General features: G+C 59.0%; 13 protein-coding genes, 3 tRNA genes, 3 rRNA genes and 3 pseudogenes. 4 read left to right on the forward strand and 18 right to left on the reverse strand.

Going from position 1 to position 22,985, the window contains the following annotated elements; genetic code table 11:
• Nucleotides 1–12 precede the first annotated feature (12 nt).
• Complete coding sequence (gene istB / locus RA167_RS08005) at nt 13–798, forward strand: IS21-like element helper ATPase IstB (RefSeq protein ID WP_139336973.1); 786 nt, start codon at nt 13–15, stop codon at nt 796–798.
• A gap of 71 nt (nt 799–869) precedes the next feature.
• Here istB and RA167_RS08010 read toward each other — a convergent pair.
• The 8 genes and pseudogenes from RA167_RS08010 to RA167_RS08045 form a co-directional block, all read right to left on the reverse strand.
• Nucleotides 870–1,121 (reverse strand): annotated as a pseudogene (locus tag RA167_RS08010) (transposase); the annotation flags it as partial.
• A 330-nt stretch (nt 1,122–1,451) separates the two neighbouring features.
• Nucleotides 1,452–2,348 (reverse strand): hypothetical protein, encoded by an 897-nt coding sequence (locus RA167_RS08015; RefSeq protein WP_139336974.1) that lies wholly within the window; start codon nt 2,346–2,348, stop codon nt 1,452–1,454.
• Nucleotides 2,349–2,593: 245 nt separating this feature from the next.
• A pseudogene (locus tag RA167_RS08020) lies at nt 2,594–2,740 on the reverse strand (IS66 family transposase); the annotation flags it as partial.
• Nucleotides 2,741–3,243: 503 nt separating this feature from the next.
• A 5S ribosomal RNA gene (rrf, locus tag RA167_RS08025) occupies nt 3,244–3,357 on the reverse strand.
• Nucleotides 3,358–3,466: 109 nt separating this feature from the next.
• Nucleotides 3,467–6,351 (reverse strand): 23S ribosomal RNA (locus tag RA167_RS08030).
• Between the two features lie 261 nt (nt 6,352–6,612).
• Nucleotides 6,613–6,688, reverse strand: a tRNA-Ala gene (locus RA167_RS08035).
• A gap of 53 nt (nt 6,689–6,741) precedes the next feature.
• Nucleotides 6,742–6,818, reverse strand: a tRNA-Ile gene (locus tag RA167_RS08040).
• A gap of 68 nt (nt 6,819–6,886) precedes the next feature.
• A 16S ribosomal RNA gene (locus tag RA167_RS08045) occupies nt 6,887–8,419 on the reverse strand.
• Together the 16S, 23S and 5S rRNA genes with 2 tRNA genes alongside form the textbook arrangement of a ribosomal RNA operon.
• Nucleotides 8,420–9,688: 1,269 nt before the next feature.
• Between RA167_RS08045 and RA167_RS08050 the strand changes: the two genes are divergently transcribed.
• Complete coding sequence (locus tag RA167_RS08050; RefSeq protein WP_083705966.1) at nt 9,689–10,024, forward strand: AfsA-related hotdog domain-containing protein; 336 nt, start codon at nt 9,689–9,691, stop codon at nt 10,022–10,024.
• A gap of 467 nt (nt 10,025–10,491) precedes the next feature.
• Here RA167_RS08050 and RA167_RS08055 read toward each other — a convergent pair.
• The 6 genes from RA167_RS08055 to RA167_RS08080 form a co-directional block, all read right to left on the reverse strand.
• Nucleotides 10,492–10,570, reverse strand: a tRNA-Ile gene (locus RA167_RS08055).
• Nucleotides 10,571–10,599: 29 nt separating this feature from the next.
• Complete coding sequence (gene rpoD, locus RA167_RS08060; protein WP_076785150.1) at nt 10,600–12,801, reverse strand: RNA polymerase sigma factor RpoD; 2,202 nt, start codon at nt 12,799–12,801, stop codon at nt 10,600–10,602.
• Nucleotides 12,802–13,062: 261 nt separating this feature from the next.
• Nucleotides 13,063–14,967, reverse strand: coding sequence for a DNA primase (dnaG, locus tag RA167_RS08065; RefSeq protein ID WP_076785151.1), 1,905 nt, complete (start codon nt 14,965–14,967; stop codon nt 13,063–13,065).
• 16 nt (nt 14,968–14,983) lie between these two features.
• Nucleotides 14,984–15,433 (reverse strand): GatB/YqeY domain-containing protein, encoded by a 450-nt coding sequence (locus RA167_RS08070; protein WP_076785152.1) that lies wholly within the window; start codon nt 15,431–15,433, stop codon nt 14,984–14,986.
• 219 nt (nt 15,434–15,652) lie between these two features.
• A complete protein-coding gene (gene rpsU, locus RA167_RS08075) occupies nt 15,653–15,865 on the reverse strand; it encodes a 30S ribosomal protein S21 (RefSeq protein ID WP_013434742.1) in 213 nt (70 codons plus the stop codon).
• Between the two features lie 106 nt (nt 15,866–15,971).
• Nucleotides 15,972–17,195, reverse strand: coding sequence for an NAD(P)/FAD-dependent oxidoreductase (locus RA167_RS08080; protein ID WP_255710690.1), 1,224 nt, complete (start codon nt 17,193–17,195; stop codon nt 15,972–15,974).
• 145 nt (nt 17,196–17,340) lie between these two features.
• Here RA167_RS08080 and tsaD point away from each other — a divergent pair.
• Nucleotides 17,341–18,357 (forward strand): annotated as a pseudogene (gene tsaD / locus RA167_RS08085) (tRNA (adenosine(37)-N6)-threonylcarbamoyltransferase complex transferase subunit TsaD); the annotation flags it as partial.
• Between the two features lie 112 nt (nt 18,358–18,469).
• The gene (locus RA167_RS08090) at nt 18,470–18,601 is read left to right on the forward strand and encodes a hypothetical protein (RefSeq protein ID WP_255710689.1); all 132 of its coding nucleotides are present in this window, start codon (nt 18,470–18,472) and stop codon (nt 18,599–18,601) included.
• Here the strand turns inward: RA167_RS08090 and folE2 are convergent.
• From folE2 to RA167_RS08110, 4 genes are all read right to left on the reverse strand, one after another.
• Complete coding sequence (gene folE2 / locus RA167_RS08095) at nt 18,598–19,407, reverse strand: GTP cyclohydrolase FolE2 (RefSeq protein ID WP_076785154.1); 810 nt, start codon at nt 19,405–19,407, stop codon at nt 18,598–18,600. The genes RA167_RS08090 and folE2 overlap by 4 nt on opposite strands.
• Nucleotides 19,408–19,542: 135 nt before the next feature.
• On the reverse strand, nt 19,543–21,456 hold the full coding sequence (dxs, locus tag RA167_RS08100; RefSeq protein ID WP_076785155.1) for a 1-deoxy-D-xylulose-5-phosphate synthase: 1,914 nt from the start codon (nt 21,454–21,456) through the stop codon (nt 19,543–19,545).
• 141 nt (nt 21,457–21,597) lie between these two features.
• On the reverse strand, nt 21,598–22,488 hold the full coding sequence (locus RA167_RS08105) for a polyprenyl synthetase family protein (RefSeq protein WP_076785156.1): 891 nt from the start codon (nt 22,486–22,488) through the stop codon (nt 21,598–21,600).
• On the reverse strand, nt 22,485–22,757 hold the full coding sequence (locus RA167_RS08110; protein ID WP_076787264.1) for an exodeoxyribonuclease VII small subunit: 273 nt from the start codon (nt 22,755–22,757) through the stop codon (nt 22,485–22,487). Before RA167_RS08110 ends, RA167_RS08105 begins: the two co-directional genes overlap by 4 nt.
• Nucleotides 22,758–22,985: the final 228 nt, after the last annotated feature.

Raw genomic sequence — 22,985 nt, forward strand, 5'->3', positions numbered from 1 at the left:
AGAGAACTGGCCATGATGATGCAACAGACATTGACACAACTGCGCGCCCTGAAGCTCGACGGATTCGCAAATGGACTTGAAGAACAAATGATGCAGCCTGGTGCGGCCAGCCTGAGCTTCGCGGAACGGCTATCGCTGCTGGTCGACCGAGAGGTCAGTTGGCATGATGATCGGCGCCGCACACGACTGCTCAAGCATGCGCGCCTGAAGTATCCGCAGGCCGCCATTGAAGATCTCGACACGCGCGCCGGCCGGGGCGTGGATTCGCGCTCGCTCATGAGCCTGGCGCTCGGCGACTGGGTCGAAGCCGATTACAGCCTACTCATTAGCGGCCCAACGGGTGCTGGCAAATCGTGGCTTGCCTGCGCGCTTGCGCAATACGCCTGCCGGCGTGGACACTCGGCGTTGTATCTGCGCGTGCCGCGTCTGAACGAAGAACTGCGCGTCCTGCACGGCAACGGCGGCTTCACCAAATGGTTGCTACAGGTCGCCCGCGTTGATGCGCTGGTACTGGACGATTGGGCAATGGCTCCCCTCGACGCGATGGTTCGGAACGATTTGCTTGAGATGATCGACGAGCGCGCAGCGGGCAAGGCGACCATCGTCACCAGCCAATTACCGATTGAACATTGGCATGGCTGGATCGGCGACGAAACCATCGCCGACGCGATGCTAGATCGCCTCATGCAGCGTCATCACCGGATCACGCTCACCGGCGAATCGCTCAGAAAAGCCCCCCGAAACCCAACCTACTGGAGCCCGAACGCGAACAGAACTAGCAAGGAAATCTACAATTGACACCGCGCAACGCCCAGACCTACCGAATCGGTCACGTTCCCGAAATCGGCGGTCACGTTCGCCGAAATACGCACCGACCACTGAGCCATCTCGCGGCGGCGAGATGGCTTCACCCTTTTTTGCGAGTGCCTGCGCAACCAACTCGGCCTTGAATTTCTCCTTAACGACTATCTTCGCAGCCAGATATTCTCCGCTTTCAGTTCCTTCATCCGTGCCATCAGCGATGCGTCCATACCGCCAAACTTCGAGCGCCACTTGTAAAACGGCGTCGTGCTGATACCCAGTTCCCGCCAAAGATCCGGCATAGCCAGCCCGGGCTCCACCCGCTTCTAGGCCTCGATGATCTGGCTGTCCGTGAATCTCGACTTTTTCATTGCGTAGAACTCCCTTAACGAGAAAATTCTACTTCTGTTCCCACCGGTTTTTTGGGGGATTACCCTAGCGGTAATGATTTAGAGAGGCGCTCGCAGCAGACTAAGCAGCTTCACGGCTTGCACGCCATTGAAGATTTTTTGGACTGTTATTCTATAAAATTTTTATGATAAAACTGCCATAAATTGCGCAAAAGTTACGATTACCCGTAATAAGGTCGGCCTACCGGCGTTTCCCAACCTCAACATCACCGATTCCAACGCAGACGGATCGACGACGGTTCACTTTGGCCTGGGCGGACGGGCACTGGTCAACCAGCTAGCATGCCAGTAACTTTGCTTGGGCCGGTACATTTGCTCATAATCAGGACCAAATCGCCATTTTTTCGAGTTAAATATCTCATCATGCGGGACTTCTCTGTTCTCCTTCCAAAACCGCACACGCTGCTTGACCTGCTCGGTTTTTTGATGCCGATACAGCCATCTCAGTTCACTGGATGTAATACTGGTCCCATGCCCTATCTTGCTTGCTACCGCACTGAGATTTTCATCAATGTCGTCCACAATAAAGTGAATGTTTTTTTGCCTGACCAGCAACTGGTACTCAAGCCCCGCCTTACTGGTTTTCTTCCACAACGCCTTACTCGCCTCTAACGTTAATTGCTGGCTTGGTGTCACTTCGCTAGCAACATTGTAGCGGGGGTGGCGGGACAAAAATTTTTTGAATGCAATACCTCGCTGGGCATCAGCTAACGTCTTTTTGATGCGCTTGTCAGACTGGTAAACGTAGGGCTTATCCAGTGGATCCCATACCGCATTTGTCAAGTCATTTTGAATCAGAATTCTTTTAAGCGGCAGCGCGTCCCGCTTTTGCGTGCCGCCGCTGCCTTGGTCTAAGTTATTAAACCCGGCTTGCTTTAACGTGTCCAGTGCGCGCTTTCTTGGCGCATCCAGACCATAGACAATATCCCCCTCTTGAAAGACCGCTGCCAATTGTTGATATGGAATTTGTTCACCGTCGTGTTTCGCTTGCGAAGCAGACGAAAGTCTAGCCAACGCGGCTTGAATTGATGCTAGTTTAAATGTCTGCGTTGACTCGTCCCCCCTCTCGGATAACCGCCTACTCGAGCGGCGCGAGGATTGATGCACTGCGTCCTGCTGAACGACGTTTGTTTTCATTTTCCGCTCCTCATGGATCCGCTACGCTTGACACACAAGTCGATGAAGAGTTGCTCGCCCACCGGCTCCAGCCCGATTCACATTGAGCAAGTTAGCCCGTTCGTCGATTTCAACACACAGTGAAATGGTACGCGCATAGGCTAAACTATACCGCTGCATAGGATATGGCACTTTAATGTTCGCGTGCCAGGTATGCACATTGTTGCGCACAAAGTAAATTTGGACCAACTTTCAGTACAATCGGTCTTTTTCGTGATCCGCTTGGCAGCATCGACCAGCGGCTGCAACCGCACACCACAAACACCAACCCACTGACCCAGCGTTGATTGAGCGATGGTAAGACCCGCGCGCTCGAAGATGCGTTCTTGACGGTACAATGGCAAGCGAGTCGCGCAGGGGAATCTCATCCCCACGCGCTTCCAGAACCGTACGCGAGCCTGTCAACTCATATGGCTCCCAGCATCCAACCGACCATACAAAGTTGAAAAAACGCGCCGCATCGTAAACACGTTGCGCGTTACCCAGTGTGCCGATGGCACGGCAAGGCCAGATGCGTTTTGCGAAATGAACCCGCACCATACGAAGCACGTCATCTCATCTCGTTTCTCGGCACAGGAACTAGCACGCATCGCACCGCGGGGCCCGCACTGGGCCCGAGCGGGTTGCATCACGCGAGCGATGACTTCAATGACGAGGGGCGTGGGGGACGGCGCGACTGATTGGGTCAAGCTCGTCCATACGAGGTGGCACTGCAGCGAGGGGGGCCACCCCACTCGGTCCAGGCGGTGCACGGCACCATTGCAGTGCTGTGCACGAGCAGGCGTACTCAGCGGTGGGCCGCAAAGCCCAACGCCCGCTTCGGGGAGGGAAGCGGGCGTTGGGGGGCAAGGGGGGAGCCTGACGATTACCTACTTTCACACGGGCAATCCGCACTATCATCGGCGTGGAGTCGTTTCACGGTCCTGTTCGGGATGGGCAGGGGTGGGACCGACTCGCTATGGTCATCAGGCAAAAGGGGGAGCTGTCGCGCGGCGGGGCGCGCCAGCGAATCTGGAACAAGAAGCAGCCGGTAGGATTATGTCGTCGAGGACGGCACAACGGTAAAACGGACCAGTTATAGGATCAAGCCTTACGGGCCATTAGTATCGGTTAGCTGAGCGCATTACTGCGCGTACACACCCGACCTATCAACGTCCTGGTCTTGAACGACCCTTCAAGGGGATCGCGTCCCCGGGGAAGTCTCATCTTGAGGCGAGTTTCCCGCTTAGATGCTTTCAGCGGTTATCTCTTCCGAACATAGCTACCCGGCGATGCCACTGGCGTGACAACCGGTACACCAGAGGTTCGTCCACTCCGGTCCTCTCGTACTAGGAGCAGGCCCCCTCAAACTTCCAACGCCCACGGCAGATAGGGACCAAACTGTCTCACGACGTTTTAAACCCAGCTCACGTACCTCTTTAAATGGCGAACAGCCATACCCTTGGGACCGGCTACAGCCCCAGGATGAGATGAGCCGACATCGAGGTGCCAAACACCGCCGTCGATATGAACTCTTGGGCGGTATCAGCCTGTTATCCCCAGAGTACCTTTTATCCGTTGAGCGATGGCCCTTCCATACAGAACCACCGGATCACTATGACCTGCTTTCGCACCTGCTCGACTTGTCGGTCTCGCAGTTAAGCACGCTTATGCCATTGCACTATCAGCACGATTTCCGACCGTACCTAGCGTACCTTCGTACTCCTCCGTTACGCTTTGGGAGGAGACCGCCCCAGTCAAACTGCCTACCATGCACGGTCCCCGTGCCCGATTCAGGGCACTAGGTTAGAACCTCAAACAAACCAGGGTGGTATTTCAAGGACGGCTCCACGCAAACTAGCGTTCGCGCTTCTAAGCCTCCCACCTATCCTACACAGATCGGTTCAAAGTCCAATGCAAAGCTACAGTAAAGGTTCATGGGGTCTTTCCGTCTAGCCGCGGGTAGATTGCATCATCACAAACACTTCAACTTCGCTGAGTCTCGGGAGGAGACAGTGTGGCCATCGTTACGCCATTCGTGCAGGTCGGAACTTACCCGACAAGGAATTTCGCTACCTTAGGACCGTTATAGTTACGGCCGCCGTTTACCGGGACTTCAATCAAGGGCTTGCACCCCATCATTTAATCTTCCGGCACCGGGCAGGCGTCACACCCTATACGTCCACTTTCGTGTTTGCAGAGTGCTGTGTTTTTATTAAACAGTCGCAGCCACCAGTTTATTGCAACCCCTTCACCCTTCTGGCGCGAGCCAGTCAAGCTAGCAGGGCGTACCTTATCCCGAAGTTACGGTACCAATTTGCCGAGTTCCTTCTCCCGAGTTCTCTCAAGCGCCTTAGAATACTCATCTCGCCCACCTGTGTCGGTTTGCGGTACGGTCTCGTTAGACTGAAGCTTAGAGGCTTTTCTTGGGACCCCTTCCGATTGCTTCGCAGCTTAAACGCCGCTCGCCCCACACCCTTGAATTACGCGCCCGGATTTGCCAAAGCGCCTTCTCCAATGCAGGGACCGGGATTTCCGACACCCGGACAACCTTCCGCGATCCGTCCCCCCATCGCATCTAACGACGGTGCAGGAATATTAACCTGCTTCCCATCAGCTACGCATTTCTGCCTCGCCTTAGGGGCCGACTCACCCTACGCCGATGAACGTTGCGTAGGAAACCTTGGGCTTACGGCGAGGGGGCCTTTCACCCCCTTTATCGCTACTCATGTCAGCATTCGCACTTCCGATACCTCCAGCACACTTCTCAATGCACCTTCGCAGGCTTACGGAACGCTCTCCTACCATGCGCACTTAACGTGCGCATCCGCAGCTTCGGTAACTGGCTTAGCCCCGTTACATCTTCCGCGCAGGACGACTCGATCAGTGAGCTATTACGCTTTCTTTAAAGGGTGGCTGCTTCTAAGCCAACCTCCTGACTGTTTTCGCCTTCCCACTTCGTTTCCCACTTAGCCAATTTTAGGGACCTTAGCTGGCGGTCTGGGTTGTTTCCCTCTTGACGTCGGACGTTAGCACCCGGCGTCTGTCTCCCGTGATTGCACTCTTCGGTATTCGGAGTTTGCTATGGCGAGGTAATCCGCAATGGACCCCCCAACCATGACAGTGCTCTACCCCCGAAGGTGAGACACGAGGCACTACCTAAATAGTTTTCGGAGAGAACCAGCTATTTCCAAGTTTGTTTAGCCTTTCACCCCTATCCACAGCTCATCCCCTAACTTTTCAACGTTAGTGGGTTCGGTCCTCCAGTACGTGTTACCGCACCTTCAACCTGGCCATGGATAGATCACTTGGTTTCGGGTCTACGCCCAGCAACTGTTCGCCCTATTCGGACTCGCTTTCGCTACGCCTGCCCTATCCGGTTAAGCTCGCTACTGAACGTAAGTCGCTGACCCATTATACAAAAGGTACGCCGTCACCCCTTGCGAGGCTCCGACTGTTTGTATGCATGCGGTTTCAGGATCTATTTCACTCCCCTCCCGGGGTTCTTTTCGCCTTTCCCTCACGGTACTGGTTCACTATCGGTCGATCACGAGTATTTAGCCTTGGAGGATGGTCCCCCCATCTTCAGACAGGATTTCACGTGTCCCGCCCTACTTGTCGTACCCCTAGTTCCACATCTGAGTTTTCGCCTACAGGGCTATCACCTGCTACGGCCGCCCTTTCCAGAGCGTTCGGCTAACTTAGAGGCTAAATGGTACAGGCTGATCCCATTTCGCTCGCCACTACTTTGGGAATCTCGGTTGATTTCTCTTCCTGCGGCTACTTAGATGTTTCAGTTCGCCGCGTTCGCTTCACGTGACCTATGGATTCAGTCACGGATGACCCATACGGGCCGGGTTGCCCCATTCGGACATCTGCGGATCAAAGCTCGTTTGCCAGCTCCCCGCAGCTTTTCGCAGGCTACCGCGTCCTTCTTCGCCTGTGATCGCCAAGGCATCCACCACATGCACTTGTTCGCTTGACCCTATAACAAGTCCGTCTTGCAACGCACCGGCTATAGGTTGAGTTTTCGCGTTGTGCCGTATCTTCCAAGCGTCTTTTCAGATCACTCAAAACAATACTTTCAATCACTACCCGTCTATCTTCTGCGCCCATCTCAAGACGCGTCCAATAGACATTACTGCTTCTTTTTCCAGATTGTTAAAGAACGTCACAGCCATACTGCACTGCTTGACCCACGGGTCAATCGCCAACACTCCGTTTGGGAGCGCTCGCGATTGAGCAGTGGTGGAGGCAGACGGGATCGAACCGACGACCCCCTGCTTGCAAAGCAGGTGCTCTCCCAGCTGAGCTATGCCCCCCTTGGGTTCGGGCCGCGCTGCGCGCAGCGCTCGTGGCGCACACCAGACTCGCGTGGTGGGTCTGGTTGGATTCGAACCAACGACCCCCGCCTTATCAAGACGGTGCTCTAACCGACTGAGCTACAGACCCTTCGTCTGTCCCTGTGACTTTCACAGCCGATAAGCGTGAGTACTTGAAGCGCAGACTTCTTGCTCCAGAAAGGAGGTGATCCAGCCGCACCTTCCGATACGGCTACCTTGTTACGACTTCACCCCAGTCATGAATCCTACCGTGGTGACCGTCCTCCTTGCGGTTAGACTAGCCACTTCTGGTAAAACCCACTCCCATGGTGTGACGGGCGGTGTGTACAAGACCCGGGAACGTATTCACCGCGACATGCTGATCCGCGATTACTAGCGATTCCAGCTTCATGCAGTCGAGTTGCAGACTGCAATCCGGACTACGATCGGTTTTTTGGGATTAGCTCCCCCTCGCGGGTTGGCAACCCTCTGTTCCGACCATTGTATGACGTGTGAAGCCCTACCCATAAGGGCCATGAGGACTTGACGTCATCCCCACCTTCCTCCGGTTTGTCACCGGCAGTCTCCCTAGAGTGCTCTTGCGTAGCAACTAAGGACAAGGGTTGCGCTCGTTGCGGGACTTAACCCAACATCTCACGACACGAGCTGACGACAGCCATGCAGCACCTGTGCGCCGGTTCTCTTTCGAGCACCCCCACCTCTCAGCAGGGTTCCGACCATGTCAAGGGTAGGTAAGGTTTTTCGCGTTGCATCGAATTAATCCACATCATCCACCGCTTGTGCGGGTCCCCGTCAATTCCTTTGAGTTTTAATCTTGCGACCGTACTCCCCAGGCGGTCAACTTCACGCGTTAGCTACGTTACTAAGGAAATGAATCCCCAACAACTAGTTGACATCGTTTAGGGCGTGGACTACCAGGGTATCTAATCCTGTTTGCTCCCCACGCTTTCGTGCATGAGCGTCAGTATTGGCCCAGGAGGCTGCCTTCGCCATCGGTATTCCTCCACATCTCTACGCATTTCACTGCTACACGTGGAATTCTACCTCCCTCTGCCATACTCTAGCCTGCCAGTCACCAATGCAGTTCCCAGGTTGAGCCCGGGGATTTCACATCGGTCTTAGCAAACCGCCTGCGCACGCTTTACGCCCAGTAATTCCGATTAACGCTCGCACCCTACGTATTACCGCGGCTGCTGGCACGTAGTTAGCCGGTGCTTATTCTTCCGGTACCGTCATCCAACCTAGTTATTCGCCAGGCCGTTTTCTTTCCGGACAAAAGTGCTTTACAACCCGAAGGCCTTCTTCACACACGCGGCATTGCTGGATCAGGGTTGCCCCCATTGTCCAAAATTCCCCACTGCTGCCTCCCGTAGGAGTCTGAGCCGTGTCTCAGTCCCAGTGTGGCTGGTCGTCCTCTCAGACCAGCTACAGATCGTCGCCTTGGTAGGCCTTTACCCTACCAACTAGCTAATCTGCCATCGGCCGCCCCTTGAGCGCGAGGCCCTTACGGGTCCCCCGCTTTCCTCCTCAGAGCGTATGCGGTATTAATCCGGCTTTCGCCGGGCTATCCCCCACTCTAGGACACGTTCCGATGTCTTACTCACCCGTTCGCCACTCGCCGCCAGGCCGAAGCCCGCGCTGCCGTCCGACTTGCATGTGTAAGGCATGCCGCCAGCGTTCAATCTGAGCCAGGATCAAACTCTTCAGTTCAAACCTGTTACTTGTTCGGGCCACAAAGGACCCTGTCGCTCAACTCAAAACGTTGACAGGTTTCGATTCTCTCAAAACCCACCTTCATTTCGTATGAGACTTAATGATTCTTTCGCATCGCCCCACCCGGCTTTTACCACCCGGGTGCAGCACGCCTGCACCATCAAGTACCCACACTTATCGGCTGTTACTTGTTAAAGAGCATCGCAACCGCTTCGCCTCAACCTAGCTGGCCTCGGCTCCCGCATCGCGTCGCTGCATCAGCAGCAGAGAAACGAGATTATGAACACAATCTTGCGAAGCGTCAACAACTTTTTTACCACTCCGGTGCGATGCTGATCGCCTCACACCCCGTTGCCCACCCCGCCCGCTGCGTTTGCCCCTTCAGCGGCCCCGCTACTGCCTGCAGCGAGGGTGCGAATCATAGGCCAATAGCACGCTCACCACAAGAGCTAGCAAATATTTTTTCAGCGCCCCCCCTTTTTGTCGCCTTGCGCGCCCCTCCCGTAGCACAACGCCCCATACCCCCGCCCCAGCACGCCGCTTGCCTCCCCATTTCATGCGGCGGCGCAAACTGGGGCAGCCATCGCACCCCAGACATTCGCTGCTATTGCACGTTTTGCTGCCGCCACGCTGGCATCGCGCTGGGTAGTCCTGATGGCATGTGCGAGTGTTTGCGCTCTTGTTGTGGGTGCCACGCTCCGTGGCGAAGATGTGGTGGCTGTGTTCAATTGCTGTATCAGGTTACCTTCGGGCCCGGCCTTGGCCATCGAGTCACGATCTTGGATACGCCGGGTTTCGTGCGTGGTGAATTCCTCGCTCAGCAACCGTTTCGGGCCTTTCCAACATTGAGCTGCCCCTTGCTCGAGACGTTTCAGTGTGGCGCCTAGCGCTTCGAGCGCGCGCAGCATGCACAAGCTGACAAGATAACGCCGGATGCGTTTCAGTATCGAGGCCGATACGCTGTTCTGAACGCCACGCTTGACTACGTGCCCCATTTCCCAGCCATGGTTGTGATCGTGCAGTACGCACGCAACATCTTTTCGCCAAACGTGCGCGCTAGTGTTCGATCAACAAGAGCCGGTTAGTAACGCAGGGACGTACGGTATCGATGTTAGGCACATCGTCCGTTATACCTTCGGCGGACGCGCTGCCCAACGCGTAGTTGCACGAATTAGCTTAATGCGCTAGTTCATCCCGCATTGGCCGACGCAGCTGTGCCTACTCCCTTACAGATACTGATCCCATTCCTGTAGTAAAGAACTTCAAATGAATAACAACGTCCCGCGCCCCCCTTTGGATGAGCGTTACGAAATCGATAGTGCTAGCCGGCGCCGGTTGCAGCGTCGTCTGGTTCATAAGTCGGAACTCAGACATGTTTTCGTGGAACGAATAATTCCGATACCGGCTGCCGGAGATGGGCAGGATCGGTTCGTTGCTCCATTGATCATTGAACCAGACCATCCGTTTTTCTTCGAGCATGAAATCGACCATGTGCCGGGCCTGATGCTTGTCGAAGCAACGCGACAAGCCTGCACTGCAGTGTCTCACATGTTCTACGAGGCTCCTTTTGGGATGGCCTTCGTGCTTGACAATTTAACGTGAGCTATGCGCGTTTTGCCGAACTATCCGCTCCGTTTGCCATGCATTTCACGGTGGTTGAGAAATACTATCGCAAGCGGTCACTGTCGAGCTTACAGGCACACACCGAGTGACACCAGGCCGGGCTACGAGTTGGCACAATGGATGTGCGGTGGAGCTTCATGCAACCCGCCGTATTGGCACGCCTGCGGCGCACCAGCACAATAAGCGTCGGCCTCCCTGTGTAATGGCGGCAGGCTGGAGGATGTCCCTATGCCTTTCCTCAACCGTTCAGGGCTGACTTGAATTGGTAAATTTGTCATCGCGCAGCATGGCGGACAGGACCTCGCGCATCAATCACATGCTAGCACGCAGCACTACGCTTATCTGGCCACAGAATCTTTAAGGAATGCCATCACGCGGATCGGACAAAATTTCCCTACCATAAAAAAAGCGGGCTGCGTGACATGCGCGCAAGCCCGCGTAGATATTGGTGGGCCTCCCGTGAGTCGAACACGGCACCAACGGATTATGAGTCCGCTGCTCTAACCAAGCATGAGCTAGAGGCCCGAATCAATCATTATGAGGCAAAATGAAGCTCAGTTGCCTTCAAGGAACGATTTCAGCTTATCCGAGCGGCTCGGATGTCGCAATTTGCGCAACGCCTTCGCCTCAATCTGTCGGATCCGCTCGCGCGTCACGTCGAACTGCTTACCGACTTCCTCGAGCGTATGGTCTGTGCTCATCTCGATGCCGAAGCGCATCCTCAATACTTTTGCTTCGCGCGGCGTCAACGAGTCTAGCACGTCCTTCACAACATCTCGCATACTCGCGTGCAATGCCGCGTCGGCCGGCGCCACCGTATTGTTATCTTCGATGAAATCGCCCAGGTGAGAATCGTCGTCGTCACCGATCGGTGTTTCCATCGAAATCGGTTCCTTCGCGATCTTCATGATCTTGCGGATCTTGTCCTCCGGCATCTCCATTTTTTCAGCAAGCGTGGCCGGGTCCGGCTCGAGCCCCGTCTCCTGCAGAATTTGCCGTGAGATCCGGTTCATCTTGTTGATCGTCTCGATCATGTGGACCGGAATCCGAATCGTGCGCGCCTGGTCCGCGATCGACCGCGTAATCGCTTGACGAATCCACCACGTCGCATACGTGGAGAACTTGTAGCCCCGCCGATATTCGAACTTGTCAACCGCCTTCATCAGGCCAATATTGCCCTCCTGGATCAAATCCAGGAACTGCAAGCCACGGTTCGTGTACTTCTTCGCAATCGAAATGACCAGCCGCAAGTTGGCCTCCGTCATTTCGCGTTTGGCCTGCCGCGCCTTGAGCTCGCCAGCCGCCATCTGGCGGTTGGTTTCCTTCAAGTCCTTCAGTGGCAACACGACGCGCGCCTGTAAGTCAATCAGACGCTGCTGCTGTTCGCGAATCGCCGGGATATTGCGCTCGAGCACCGCGCTGTACGGATGCCCCTCGACGACGATTTGCTCGGCCCAGTCTAGGTTGGTCTCGTTACTCGGGAAGCGCGAAATGAATTCTGCGCGCGGCATCCCGCACTTGTCGACGACGATATGCAAGATCTGGCGCTCCACTTGACGCACCTCGTCAACCTGCGCGCGTAACGTATCGCACAGCCGCTCGACCGTGCGGGCGGTAAACCGGATCGACATCAACTCGGCCTGGATCGCCTCTTGCGCCTTCAGGTACGACTTGGACTTGTAGCCCTCCTTCTCGTACGCGCGACGCATTTTGTCGAACCACTCACTGATTAGCGCAAAGCGCTCCAGCGACGCACGCTTTAGCGCCTCGAGCTGCGCGGCGCTGGCCGCGGCCGCTCCTGCCCCTTCGTCCTCTTCTTCCTCTTCCTCGTCACCTTCGTCGGCGTCGTCAGCTTCCGACTCGATCTCGTCCGCATCCGACGCGCTAAAGCCGTCCGCATCCTCCGCGCTCGGATCGATTAGGCCATCGACCAGTTCGTCCACGCGGATTTCATCGTTGGCGACCCGCTCGGCCATCGCAAGGATGTCCGCGATCGTCGTCGGGCACGCCGAAATCGCCTGAACCATGTGCTTTAGGCCGTCTTCGATACGCTTGGCGATCTCAATTTCGCCTTCTCGCGTCAACAGTTCGACAGTGCCCATCTCGCGCATGTACATGCGCACCGGGTCGGTCGTACGGCCAAATTCGGAGTCCACCGTCGACAACGCGACTTCGGCCTCCTCTTCAACCTCGTCGTCGGATGACACCGACGGCGCGTTGTCGTTGAGCAGTAGCGTTTCCGCATCGGGTGCCTGTTCATAGACCGCCACGCCCATGTCGTTGAACGTGCTGATGATGCTCTCGATCGCCTCGGTTTCCGCGAAATTGTCCGGCAGGTGATCGTTGATTTCAGCATACGTCAGGAAGCCGCGTTCCTTGCCCAGCTTGATCAGCGCGCGCAGCTTCGAGCGGCGCTCCTCGAGCTCCTCGGCGGTACCCGGCTGGTGAGACGCGAACGCCTCCTTCAGCAGCGCCTTTTCCTTGGCCCTACGATCGCGCGCCTTGATCTTCTCGCCACCCTTCACCGGCGCGGCCGAGCCGGCCGACTCATCGACTTGGCCCGCTTCCTCATCAACTGGTACTTCGTTCAGCTTTTTCGTCATGGATGTCGCCATTACGGCTCTGGTCTCGACTTGCGGCTCTTCGACGGCCGCCGCTTCAACCGTGGATACTCTCTCAGTGCGGCTATCCGGCTGCTGCCCGGCGGCCGCGACCTGCCGACTTACCCGCTTCGGGAACTTCTCGGCCGCGCACATCACGAGCCTGCTCGACGGACTTCGCCATCGAGCAGGACCGCGTCGTCGCTTCCCGCTGGCCGGATCGCGCGATGTTCGCCGGCGCGCCACATGCGAGAAGGGGCCTGTTTCGCCGCGGACCGGTCGCCTTTACCGTCACCGACCTGCGCTTCCAACCTAATCCAACCCCTTTTTCCGCTTGGTCTTTGCCATGGCAATTCCGCTCTATTCGACGTCGCCCGGAAACAACTCCGCTAAAAACCTTCAATTATAGCACGGTGGTCAAGCCCCTCCGCCAAGCACCGATGCCGCGACCCGACGCTTCAGTTCCGCACGCCGCTGCGACAACTCGGCAAACTCCCTGGCCTGCTCTCCTTCCAGTTTTGGCTGCCGAGACAAAATTTCAAGTCGCTCGCAGCAAGCGTCATAACGCATCTTCGCGACAACCGCCCTGACTTCGTCAGCCGCGATCCGCTCCTGCTCATCGCGCCGCTGCGCGCTGTCGTCGTCCGGCGGCGCATGCAGCAAATCACGCACGTTTTCATCATAGACCAGAATTTCCCGGAAGATTTCCTCATACGTCGGCGCATTCGGAGAATTAAGCAGCAAGTCCTTTAGCAGCCGATACTCTGCCGCGTCCCCCAGTTGCCGCGCATGCGCGATCGTCTCGGCAAACAAGGCCCCCTGCCGGGCAAGCGTGGCCAGCGTGTCGCAATCCTGCACATCGAGCATCGCGACAATGCGCGGATACATGATTACGTTGCGTAGTGCTCGATGCTCGTGGCCGGTGACGCGACGACGATCGGCACGTGCCGGCGTACCGCGCACCGCGGGCGCGGTGCGCGAGCCGACTTCGCAGAACTGCGCCACTTCTTCGACGGGCGTCGAGAGCCGATCCGCCAGCATGTGCAGAATCTGAGCCCTCAGCGCGTTGGGCGGCAGTGCCTGCAGCAGTGGCTTGGCGTCATATAAGGCCTTGGCTCGTCCTTCCGGCTGGTCGATCTCCTTGTCCGCCAGCACCTCATTGAGCAGGAACTGCGACAGCGGCATTGCCCGCCCGATTTGTTCCGCAAATGCCTGCACGCCGTGCTCACGGATATAGCTGTCCGGATCGTGCTCCGCGGGCAGAAACAGAAAGCGAATCGTACGATTGTCCGCCGCGTGCGGCAAGCACGCGTCCAACGCTCGCCGCGCGGCACGCCGCCCCGCCGCGTCACCGTCGAAGCTGAAGATCACCGTGTCGGTCTGCCGCATCAGTTTTTGGACATGCACCGGCGTACACGCGGTGCCCAGGGTCGCCACCGTGTTCGGAAAGCCCAACTGCGCCAGTGCAACGACGTCCATGTAACCTTCCACGACCAGCACGAAACCCTTCTCGCGGATCGCAAGACGTGCCTCGAATAGGCCGTACAACTCGGTTCCCTTGTTAAATAGCGGCGTTTCCGGCGAATTCAAATACTTCGGCTCGCCGCCATCGAGCACGCGTGCGCCAAAGCCGATCACCTGTCCGCGTACGTTACGGATCGGGAACATGATGCGCTGGCGAAAGCGATCGTAGCGGCGCGCTTCGCCGTTGCTCGACGTCTTGTCACTGACAATCACCAGACCTGCGTCGAGCAGCGCATCGTCGCGATAGTTTGCGAATGCTGCCTCGAGGTTTTGCCAGCCATCCGGCGCATAGCCCAATCCGAAGCGCAGCGCGATTTTGCCGGTCAAGCCCCGCCCCTTCAGGTACTGGATCGCGTCCGGCGCGCCCCGAAGCTGCTTGCGATAGTAGTCGGCCGCGATCTGCATGATGTCGACGAGCGCGCGCGCCGTGCCGGGATGGGCAGGCGGCGGATCGGTGCCGTCCCTCAATCCGGGCGGGCTCCCACCGCCATATACACCCGGCGCGGGTTCGTGTGGAACGGTGAGTCCAACGGACTGCGCCAACTCATCGACAGCCTCGGGAAACGTCAAGCCGGCATGTTCCATCAGGAAACCGATCGCAGTGCCGTGCGCGCCACAGCCGAAGCAATGGTAGAACTGCTTGGTCGGACTGACGGTGAACGAGGGACTCTTTTCGTTGTGGAACGGGCACAGCCCACTGAAGTTCGCCCCGCCCTTTTTCAACTGCACGTACCGCCCCACCACGTCGACGATATCGACGCGGTTTAGCAGGTCTTGCAGGAACGAGTGCGGAATCACGGTCGCCCTGGCAACGCTACTTCGCCGACAAGGCCGCCTTCACTTGCGCGGAAACCGTCGTCATGTCGGCACGGCCCGCGAGCCTGCCCTTGAGCAATGCCATGACCTTGCCCATGTCCTGGGGACCGGCCGCGCCCGCTTGCGCAATCGCGTCCTGCACCTGCGCGGCGACGTCGGCCTCGGACAGCTGGGCAGGCATGTACTGCTGCAGCACCACGAGTTCCGCCGATTCCTTCGCGGCCAGGTCCTCGCGGCCGGCGGACTGAAACTGCGAAATCGAATCCTTGCGCTGCTTGATCAACTTGTCGACGACCGTCACGATCGCCGTGTCGTCCAGCGCCGTGCGCTCGTCCACCTCACGCTGCTTGATCGCAGCTAGCAGCAGGCGGATGGTTGCGAGCCGCTCGCTGTCGCGGGCGCGCATCGCAGCTTTCATGTCATCATTGATACGGTCTTTCAAGCTCATGCGTATTGCCATCAACGGCCCAGGTTCGCCTATGGAACTGTGACATGCAGTAACCGACGTTTAACACAAAAACCCGCTTGGGACACGATCCACAAGCGGGTCTGCGCAGCAACGCGGGTCCCATCAGCGCCTGCCACAGCAGTAGCCCTGCACGCACACGCGGTGCAGGTTCACGAGATGATCGCGCCAACCCGGCTGCCGCGCCGGCGCGATACTAGATCAGTAGAGCTTCTTCGGCAGCATTTGGCTGCGCAAACGCTTAAAATGGCGCTTGACCGCCGCCGCCTTTTTCCGCTTGCGCTCCGCGGTCGGCTTCTCGTAAAACTCGCGCGCACGCAATTCGGTCAACAACCCGTTCTTTTCGATCGTGCGTTTGAAGCGGCGCATCGCGACTTCAAAAGGCTCATTCTCTTTAACGCGAATCGTCGTCATGTCCAGTCGAAGGTATGAAAAAAGGGACACATCCCACCAACATACACCAAAGGTGTGCCAGTATAGCAGATGTGCGTGCAGACAATTCTGCGCCCTCAGCGTCCGGCTAACGTTGCGCAACAGCGGCAGCAGCAGCCTGGCCCGCCGCGACACCGGATGACCATGCCCACTGGAAATTATACCCACCCAGCCATCCGGTCACGTCCACCGCCTCGCCGATGAAGTATAGGCCCGGCATCCGCTCGCTCATCATCGTGGTCGACGATAGTTCACGGGTGTCGACGCCACCACGCGTGACCTCGGCCTTGCGAAAGCCTTCGGTGCCGCCCGGCGTCAACGTCCATTGCTGGAGCCCGCTGGCCAGTTGACGCAGTGCCTTGTCAGCAATATCGGCCAGCCGCGCCTGGGGCGGGAGGTGGTGCTGGATCGCCCAGCACTGCGCAAGCCGCACCGGCATCCATTCAGCGAGCTGGTTCGCTAATTGCCGGCGCGACGCGGCTTTTGCGTCAAGCAGTGCGCCGGCCACGTCAAACGACGGCAATAGGTCGATCGACACCGCATGCCCTGGGTTCCAATAGCTGGAGATCTGCAAAATACCGGGGCCGGACAGTCCGCGATGCGTAAACAACAGGTCCTCGACGAACTCGGCACGCCGCTTGTCGCCGCCTGTCGATACGCGTGCCGTCATCGATATCCCGGCCAGCATCGCATACGGCGCCCAGCGTGCGGCGGAGAAGGTCAACGGCACCAGCGCTGGACGCGGCTCGACAAGCTTATGACCAAAGCGTTTAGCGAGCCTATACGCGAAGTCGCTCGCCCCAATCTTCGGAATCGACAGCCCGCCCGTTGCCACCACGAGCGCCCGTGCGCGCAGCGCGCCGGCATGCGTGCCCAGCACAAACCCCATCGTATCGACAGCCACGTCCGCAACCTGCAATGGATGGCGCCACGTGACACCGCCGGCGCTGCATTCGCGTTTGAGCACGTCAATAATCGTCTCGCTCGAGTCATCGCAAAAAAGTTGCCCCTTGTGCTTTTCATGCCACCGAACACGATGGGCGCGCAACAGTGCTAGAAAATCCTGCGGTGTATAGCGGGCGAGCGCGGAGCGGCAAAACGACGGGTTCTCGGACAAGTAGTGGGTCCAGTCCGCATACAGGTTCGTGAAATTGCACCGCCCGCCGCCGGAGATCCGGATTTTTTCAGCAACGCGCGGTGCGTGATCGATCAGCACGACACGCCGCCCAAGCTGGCCGGCCACAGCCGCACACATCATGCCGGCAGCGCCGGCGCCAATTACGGCGATATCGAAGTGTTCCATGGCGCGCATTCTACCGACTTGCCAGCTACGTTAGCGGCCGCACTGTTATACTAATTGATTGCGTTGCGGGGGTCATGCGCCGTGCCAGCCATCTGGCAAGCCGGTGGCGCAAACGAAGTCGCATCCGGCTCGATCACCTTTTTGTCCGATTCTCATGCTCGTCCTCGGTATCGAAAGCTCATGTGATGAAACCGGGCTCGCGCTGTACGACAGCCGGCGCGGGCTACTTGCACACGCACTGCATTCGCAAATCGCCATGCACCGCGACTATGGCGGCGTGGTGCCAGAACTCGCGTCACGCGACCATATTCGGCGCGCGCTGCCACTGCTTGAGCAGGTGTTGCAGCAGGCCGGGGTGGCGCGCACCGCAATCGATGCAATCGCATTCACGCAGGGGCCGGGGCTCGCCGGTGCGCTACTCGTCGGAGCCAGCATCGCGAATGCGTTAGGGCTGGCGCTCGGCAAGCCGGTAATCGGCATTCACCATCTCGAGGGACACCTGCTGTCGCCGTTGCTCGCACAAACGCCACCGCCCTTTCCATTCGTTGCGCTGTTGGTCTCCGGTGGCCATACGCAACTGATGCGGGTAGCCGATGTCGGCGACTACCAGACGCTCGGCGAAACACTGGACGATGCGGCCGGTGAAGCGTTCGACAAGACCGCAAAATTGCTCGGACTGAACTACCCGGGAGGCCCGGAAGTTTCGCGGCTGGCCGAGTTCGGCACGCCTGGCGCCGTCGAATTGCCCCGCCCAATGCTGCATTCGGGCGACCTAGACTTCAGCTTCAGTGGATTGAAAACAGCGGTTCTCACGCATCTGAGCCGAATCGGCTCGAACGCTTGCGAACAGGCAAAAGCCGATTTGGCACGCGGCTTTGTTGATGCCGCCGTCGACGTACTGGTCGCGAAAGCCGTTGCCGCCCTCAAGCGCACAGGCATGACGCGGCTCGTCGTGGCCGGCGGGGTCGGCGCGAACCGCCAGTTACGCGAAGCGCTGTGTGCCGCTGCCGCCAAGCGCGGCTTCGACGTGTACTATCCCGACCTCGCACTATGCACCGATAACGGCGCGATGATCGCGCTCGCGGGCGCACTACGCCTGCAACGCAATCCCGCGGCGGCCAATACGTCGTATGCGTTCACTGTTAAGCCGCGTTGGGACCTGAGTGCCATCACGATCCTGGACAACAACCAGCGTAGCGCCTCGGCCACTGCCGACGTCACACCACGGCAGCCACCGGCGTAGCCTTGGGCGCAGGGGCCGGTACAGCGTTCGCCGTGCATCCGTGAACCTTCGTCCCGCGCCGCATTCGTGGCGCGAGTTCACCACCGACGCGACGCACGCCGTGCCACGGGCGTCCGATGCCCGAGTCGATGTCGATGTCGATGTCGATGTCGATGTCGGGCAAGCAGGCTAGCCGGAAAGCCGCTTGTCGTGCTCGATCAGCGCGTACGCACTGTGATTGTGGATTGATTCGAAATTCTCGGCTTCGAGCACATAGGCGACGATCCGCGGATCGGCATTGAGCCGCTGCGCAACATCGCGCACCAAGTCCTCGACGAACTTCGGGTTGTCGTACGCCCGCTCGGTGACAAACTTCTCGTCGGGACGCTTCAGCAGCCCCCACAACTCACACGATGCCTCTTCCTCGGCCATCCGCACCAGGTCCTCAACCGGCACGTCATCGGCCAATTCGGCGGCGATCGTCACATGTGAACGCTGATTGTGCGCGCCATACTGAGAGATCTTTTTTGAGCACGGGCACAGGCTGGTCACCGGCACCAGCACCTTGGTGAATAGGCGTGTGGCACCGTCGCGTGCGTCGACACTGAGCGTCACTTCATAGTCAAGCAGGCTTTGCACACCGGATACAGGCGCCGTTTTCCGGATGAAATAGGGAAATGTGACTTCGATTCGACCCGCCGTGGCTTCGAGCTTCTCGAGCATGGTCGCCAGCATAGCGCGGAAATGCGCGATGTCCAGCGGCGTCTGCGCTTGGTCCAGCAGCGCGATGAAGCGCGACATGTGCGTGCCCTTCTGCTCGGCAGGAAGGTGCACGTTAAGATTCCAGGATCCCACTGTCGGTTGCACATCGCCTTGCGCAGTCCTCACCGTCAGCGGATGGCGGACCGCTCTGATGCCGACCCGCTGGATCGGGATCTGCCGGGTATCCGGCGTGCTCTGCACATCAGGCATCAAAAAAGCGGGATTCATCTGGTTCATTGGCATTCCTTGACACCGGCGCACGCCTCAGTTCATGGCGGCACCGGAGCGCCAGCACAGGCGGCCCGGCCGGATGGCCCATGCCGCTCGTGCAGATTCTACATGAGAAACAGCAACGGCCGTTGCGGTCACGGCCTATGCGACGAGCTTGGTCGTTTTCGCGTTGCCATCGTGCTTTTGCCGTTCCACGGTTGACAAGCGCTCGCGGATCGCGCTGGCAATTCCCGCCGCATCCAGACCGCATGCGGCAAGCAGCTTCGCCGGATCGCCATGGTCGACGAAACGGTCGGGAAGGCCCAATTGTAATACCGGTCGGTTTACCCCTGCCGCCTGTAGGGACTCGATGCACGCCGAGCCGGCGCCGCCCATCAATGTTCCTTCCTCGACAGTCACGAGTAGCTCATGCGTGTCGGCGAGCTGCCGCACGAGCGCCTCGTCCAGCGGCTTCACAAAACGCATGTTCGCCACCGTCGCGTCGAACTCCTGCGCCGCCGTCAGGCTCGGCGTCAGCATCGAGCCGAACGCCAGGATCGCCACCCGGTGGCCGGCCGGCGCATGCGACTGCCGTCGGATCTCCCCCTTGCCCACCGGCACTGCGCTCAGCCGCTTTTGCGGGGCCACTCCAGGCCCCGTACCCCGCGGATAGCGCACCGCGCTCGGCCCGTCAAGCTGCAAGCCCGTGTGCAGCATCTGCCGGCACTCGTTCTCGTCGGCCGGCGCCATTACGACCATGTTCGGGATGCAGCGCAGGTACGCCATGTCGTAGGCGCCCGCATGCGTGGCCCCGTCCGCGCCCACCAGCCCCGCGCGGTCCAGCGCGAACATCACCGGCAGGTTCTGCAACGCCACGTCATGGATCAACTGGTCGTAGCCGCGCTGCAGAAACGTCGAGTAGATCGCCACCACCGGCTTCAACCCTTCGGCCGCCAACCCGCCGGCGAAGGTCACCGCGTGCTGCTCGGCAATGCCCACGTCAAAATAGCGTTGCGGGAAGCGCTGCTCGAACTCCACCAGCCCCGAGCCCTCGCGCATCGCCGGCGTGATGCCCACCACCCGCGGGTCCAGTTCCGCCGCATCGCACAGCCATTCGCCGAAGACCTTGGTGTAGGTTTTCTTAGCGGCGCCGCCAGGCTTGATGCCCTCATCCGGATTAAACTTGCCCGGACCGTGGTACAGCACCGGATCGGCCTCGGCCAGCTTGTAGCCCTGGCCTTTTTTCGTCACCACGTGCAGGAACTGAGGGCCACGCAAGCCACGGATATTCTGTAGCGTTGGAATCAGCGAATCGAGGTCGTGTCCATCAATTGGACCGATGTAATTGAAGCCAAATTCCTCGAACAGCGTCGCGGGCACCACCATGCCCTTTGCATGCTCCTCAAGCTTGCGCGCAAGCTCCAGCATCGGCGGCGCGTGGCGCAGCACCCGCTCGACGCCTTTTTTCGCGGTCGCATAGAACTTGCCTGACATCAGCCGCGCGAGGTACCGGTTCAGTGCCCCAACCGGCGGCGAAATCGACATGTCGTTGTCGTTCAGGATCACTAATAACGGGATGTCCTCACACACGCCGGCGTTGTTCAGTGCCTCGAATGCCTCGCCGGCGGTCATCGCACCGTCGCCAATTACCGCGATCGCATACCGGTCTTCGCCCTTGAGTTGACTGGCAACGGCCATGCCCAGCGCCGCCGAGATCGACGTGCTCGAATGCGCAGTGCCGAAGGTGTCGTACTCCGATTCGCAACGGCGCGGGAAGCCCGAGATGCCGCCAAGTTGGCGCAGCGTGCTCATCTGGTCCCGCCGTCCGGTCAAGATCTTGTGCGGATAGGTCTGATGGCCGACGTCCCAAACGATCCGGTCCGCCGGCGTGTCGAACACATAGTGCAGTGCAATGGTCAGTTCGACCGTGCCGAGATTCGATGACAGGTGGCCGCCCGTCTGCGATACGCTGTTGAGCACGAAGGCACGCAGCTCATCGGCCAATGGCTGCAACTGCCGGCGTTCTAGGCGCCGCAGAGCGGCGGGGTCATCGATGGTTTTCAGCAAGTCGTACATCGTCGTTCCATTCCAGACAATTCTGCGGCGCATACGCCGACGCTCCTGGCCAATGTGTGTCGCGCTGTATGTCGCCGGCCACCAGGCGGGCCGCCGCTGCGATCGCGGGCGCCACGCCACGCCCGCCGCCGGCGCGTCAGCTCAATTCACACGCTCCACTACCAGGTCAGCGATTTGCGCAAGCCGTAGCCCACGCTCGCCCAGCGGCGCAAGCGCCGCACGCGCGTCGCGACGCAGCTGCGCCGCGAGTTCCCGCGACGCCTGCAGCCCGATGATCGATACGTAGGTCGGTTTGTCGTTGGCCGCATCCTTACCGGCTATCTTGCCAAGCGTGGCCGAGTCGGCGGTCACATCCAGGATGTCGTCGACCACCTGGAACGCCAGACCCACCGCCTTCGCATACGCATCGAGCCCGGCCTCGATGTCGGCCGACAGTCCGTCACCGCACAGCGCTCCCATCTTGACCGCCGCGCGCAGCAGCGCGCCGGTCTTCATCCGATGCATCGTCTCCAACTGCGTCCGCGACAACCGCATGCCCACGCTCGCCAGATCGATCGCCTGCCCGCCCGCCATGCCGAGCGAGCCGCTCGCGCAAGCGAGTTCGCGCATCAACGCGGCCTGCCGGTGCGCGTCGAGCGCGTCCGAGGCGAGCGCGATGAACGCTTGTGATTGCAGCGCATCACCGACGAGCAACCCTGTTGCCTCATCGTACTGCACGTGCACCGTCGGCTTGCCGCGACGCATATCATCGTCGTCCATCGACGGCAAATCGTCGTGAACCAGCGAGTACACGTGAATCAACTCGAGCGCGCAGGCCGCCGCGTCAAGCCGCTGAGCAGGCGCGCCCAGCGCCTGGCCCGCTGCGTGGCACAACATCGGGCGCACACGCTTGCCGCCGTCCAGCACCGCATAGCGCATCGCCTGATGCAGCCGCATCGGCTCGACGTCCGCCGGCGGCAGCACCGCCGAGAGCGCCGCTTCGGTTCGCACTAGTACGTTGTGTACCCATTCGTCAAATGCCGTGGCGCTCATGCACACTCTCCGTCGTCAATCGCTGGATCGAGGGGCTTGAGCGTCTCGCCATCGAGTACGCGAACCTGTTGCTCGACTTTCTCGAGCTGCTGTTGGCAATACGCAACAAGGGCTGCACCGCGACGATATGCCGCAAGCGACGCTTCGAGACTCAACGCGCCCCCTTCCATTCGCTCGACCAGGGACTCGAGTTCGCCGAGCGCTGTTTCGTAATTGTCCGGCAACGGGACATCTGCCCCGTCAGGGGCTTGGGAAGCGGTGTTGGGCATCATGCACATGTGTTCTGGCAAGTCACCTATTTTACGGCAAACGCCGGCCGGCCGGCAGCGAATGCGGCCTCAGCGTGCTGCGCGCCGAATACGCCGGGCCGGCAAATATACTCCGATGACGCGGGTTCGCGTCATAAATACGATCCGGATCAAAGATTTAGATACCCCGTTTGCTCGGAGCGGGTATAATCTTGAGTTTCCCTAAATCGATTTTTCGATGGTTGGGTT

The sequence above is a fragment of the Mycetohabitans endofungorum genome, assembly GCF_037477895.1.
Classification (GTDB): Bacteria; Pseudomonadota; Gammaproteobacteria; order Burkholderiales; family Burkholderiaceae; genus Mycetohabitans.

Excerpts from the sequence above, each read along its gene's own strand:
- istB (WP_139336973.1), top strand. The coding sequence starts at position 13 with ATGATGATGCAACAGACATTGACACAACTGCGCGCCCTGAAGCTCGAC.
- RA167_RS08015 (WP_139336974.1), bottom strand. The coding sequence starts at position 2,348 with ATGAAAACAAACGTCGTTCAGCAGGACGCAGTGCATCAATCCTCGCGC.
- RA167_RS08050 (WP_083705966.1), top strand. The coding sequence starts at position 9,689 with ATGAATAACAACGTCCCGCGCCCCCCTTTGGATGAGCGTTACGAAATC.
- rpoD (WP_076785150.1), bottom strand. The coding sequence starts at position 12,801 with ATGTGCGCGGCCGAGAAGTTCCCGAAGCGGGTAAGTCGGCAGGTCGCG.
- RA167_RS08070 (WP_076785152.1), bottom strand. The coding sequence starts at position 15,433 with ATGAGCTTGAAAGACCGTATCAATGATGACATGAAAGCTGCGATGCGC.
- rpsU (WP_013434742.1), bottom strand. The coding sequence starts at position 15,865 with ATGACGACGATTCGCGTTAAAGAGAATGAGCCTTTTGAAGTCGCGATG.
- RA167_RS08080 (WP_255710690.1), bottom strand. The coding sequence starts at position 17,195 with ATGCGCGCCATGGAACACTTCGATATCGCCGTAATTGGCGCCGGCGCT.
- folE2 (WP_076785154.1), bottom strand. The coding sequence starts at position 19,407 with ATGAACCAGATGAATCCCGCTTTTTTGATGCCTGATGTGCAGAGCACG.
- dxs (WP_076785155.1), bottom strand. The coding sequence starts at position 21,456 with ATGTACGACTTGCTGAAAACCATCGATGACCCCGCCGCTCTGCGGCGC.
- RA167_RS08105 (WP_076785156.1), bottom strand. The coding sequence starts at position 22,488 with ATGAGCGCCACGGCATTTGACGAATGGGTACACAACGTACTAGTGCGA.
- RA167_RS08110 (WP_076787264.1), bottom strand. The coding sequence starts at position 22,757 with ATGCCCAACACCGCTTCCCAAGCCCCTGACGGGGCAGATGTCCCGTTG.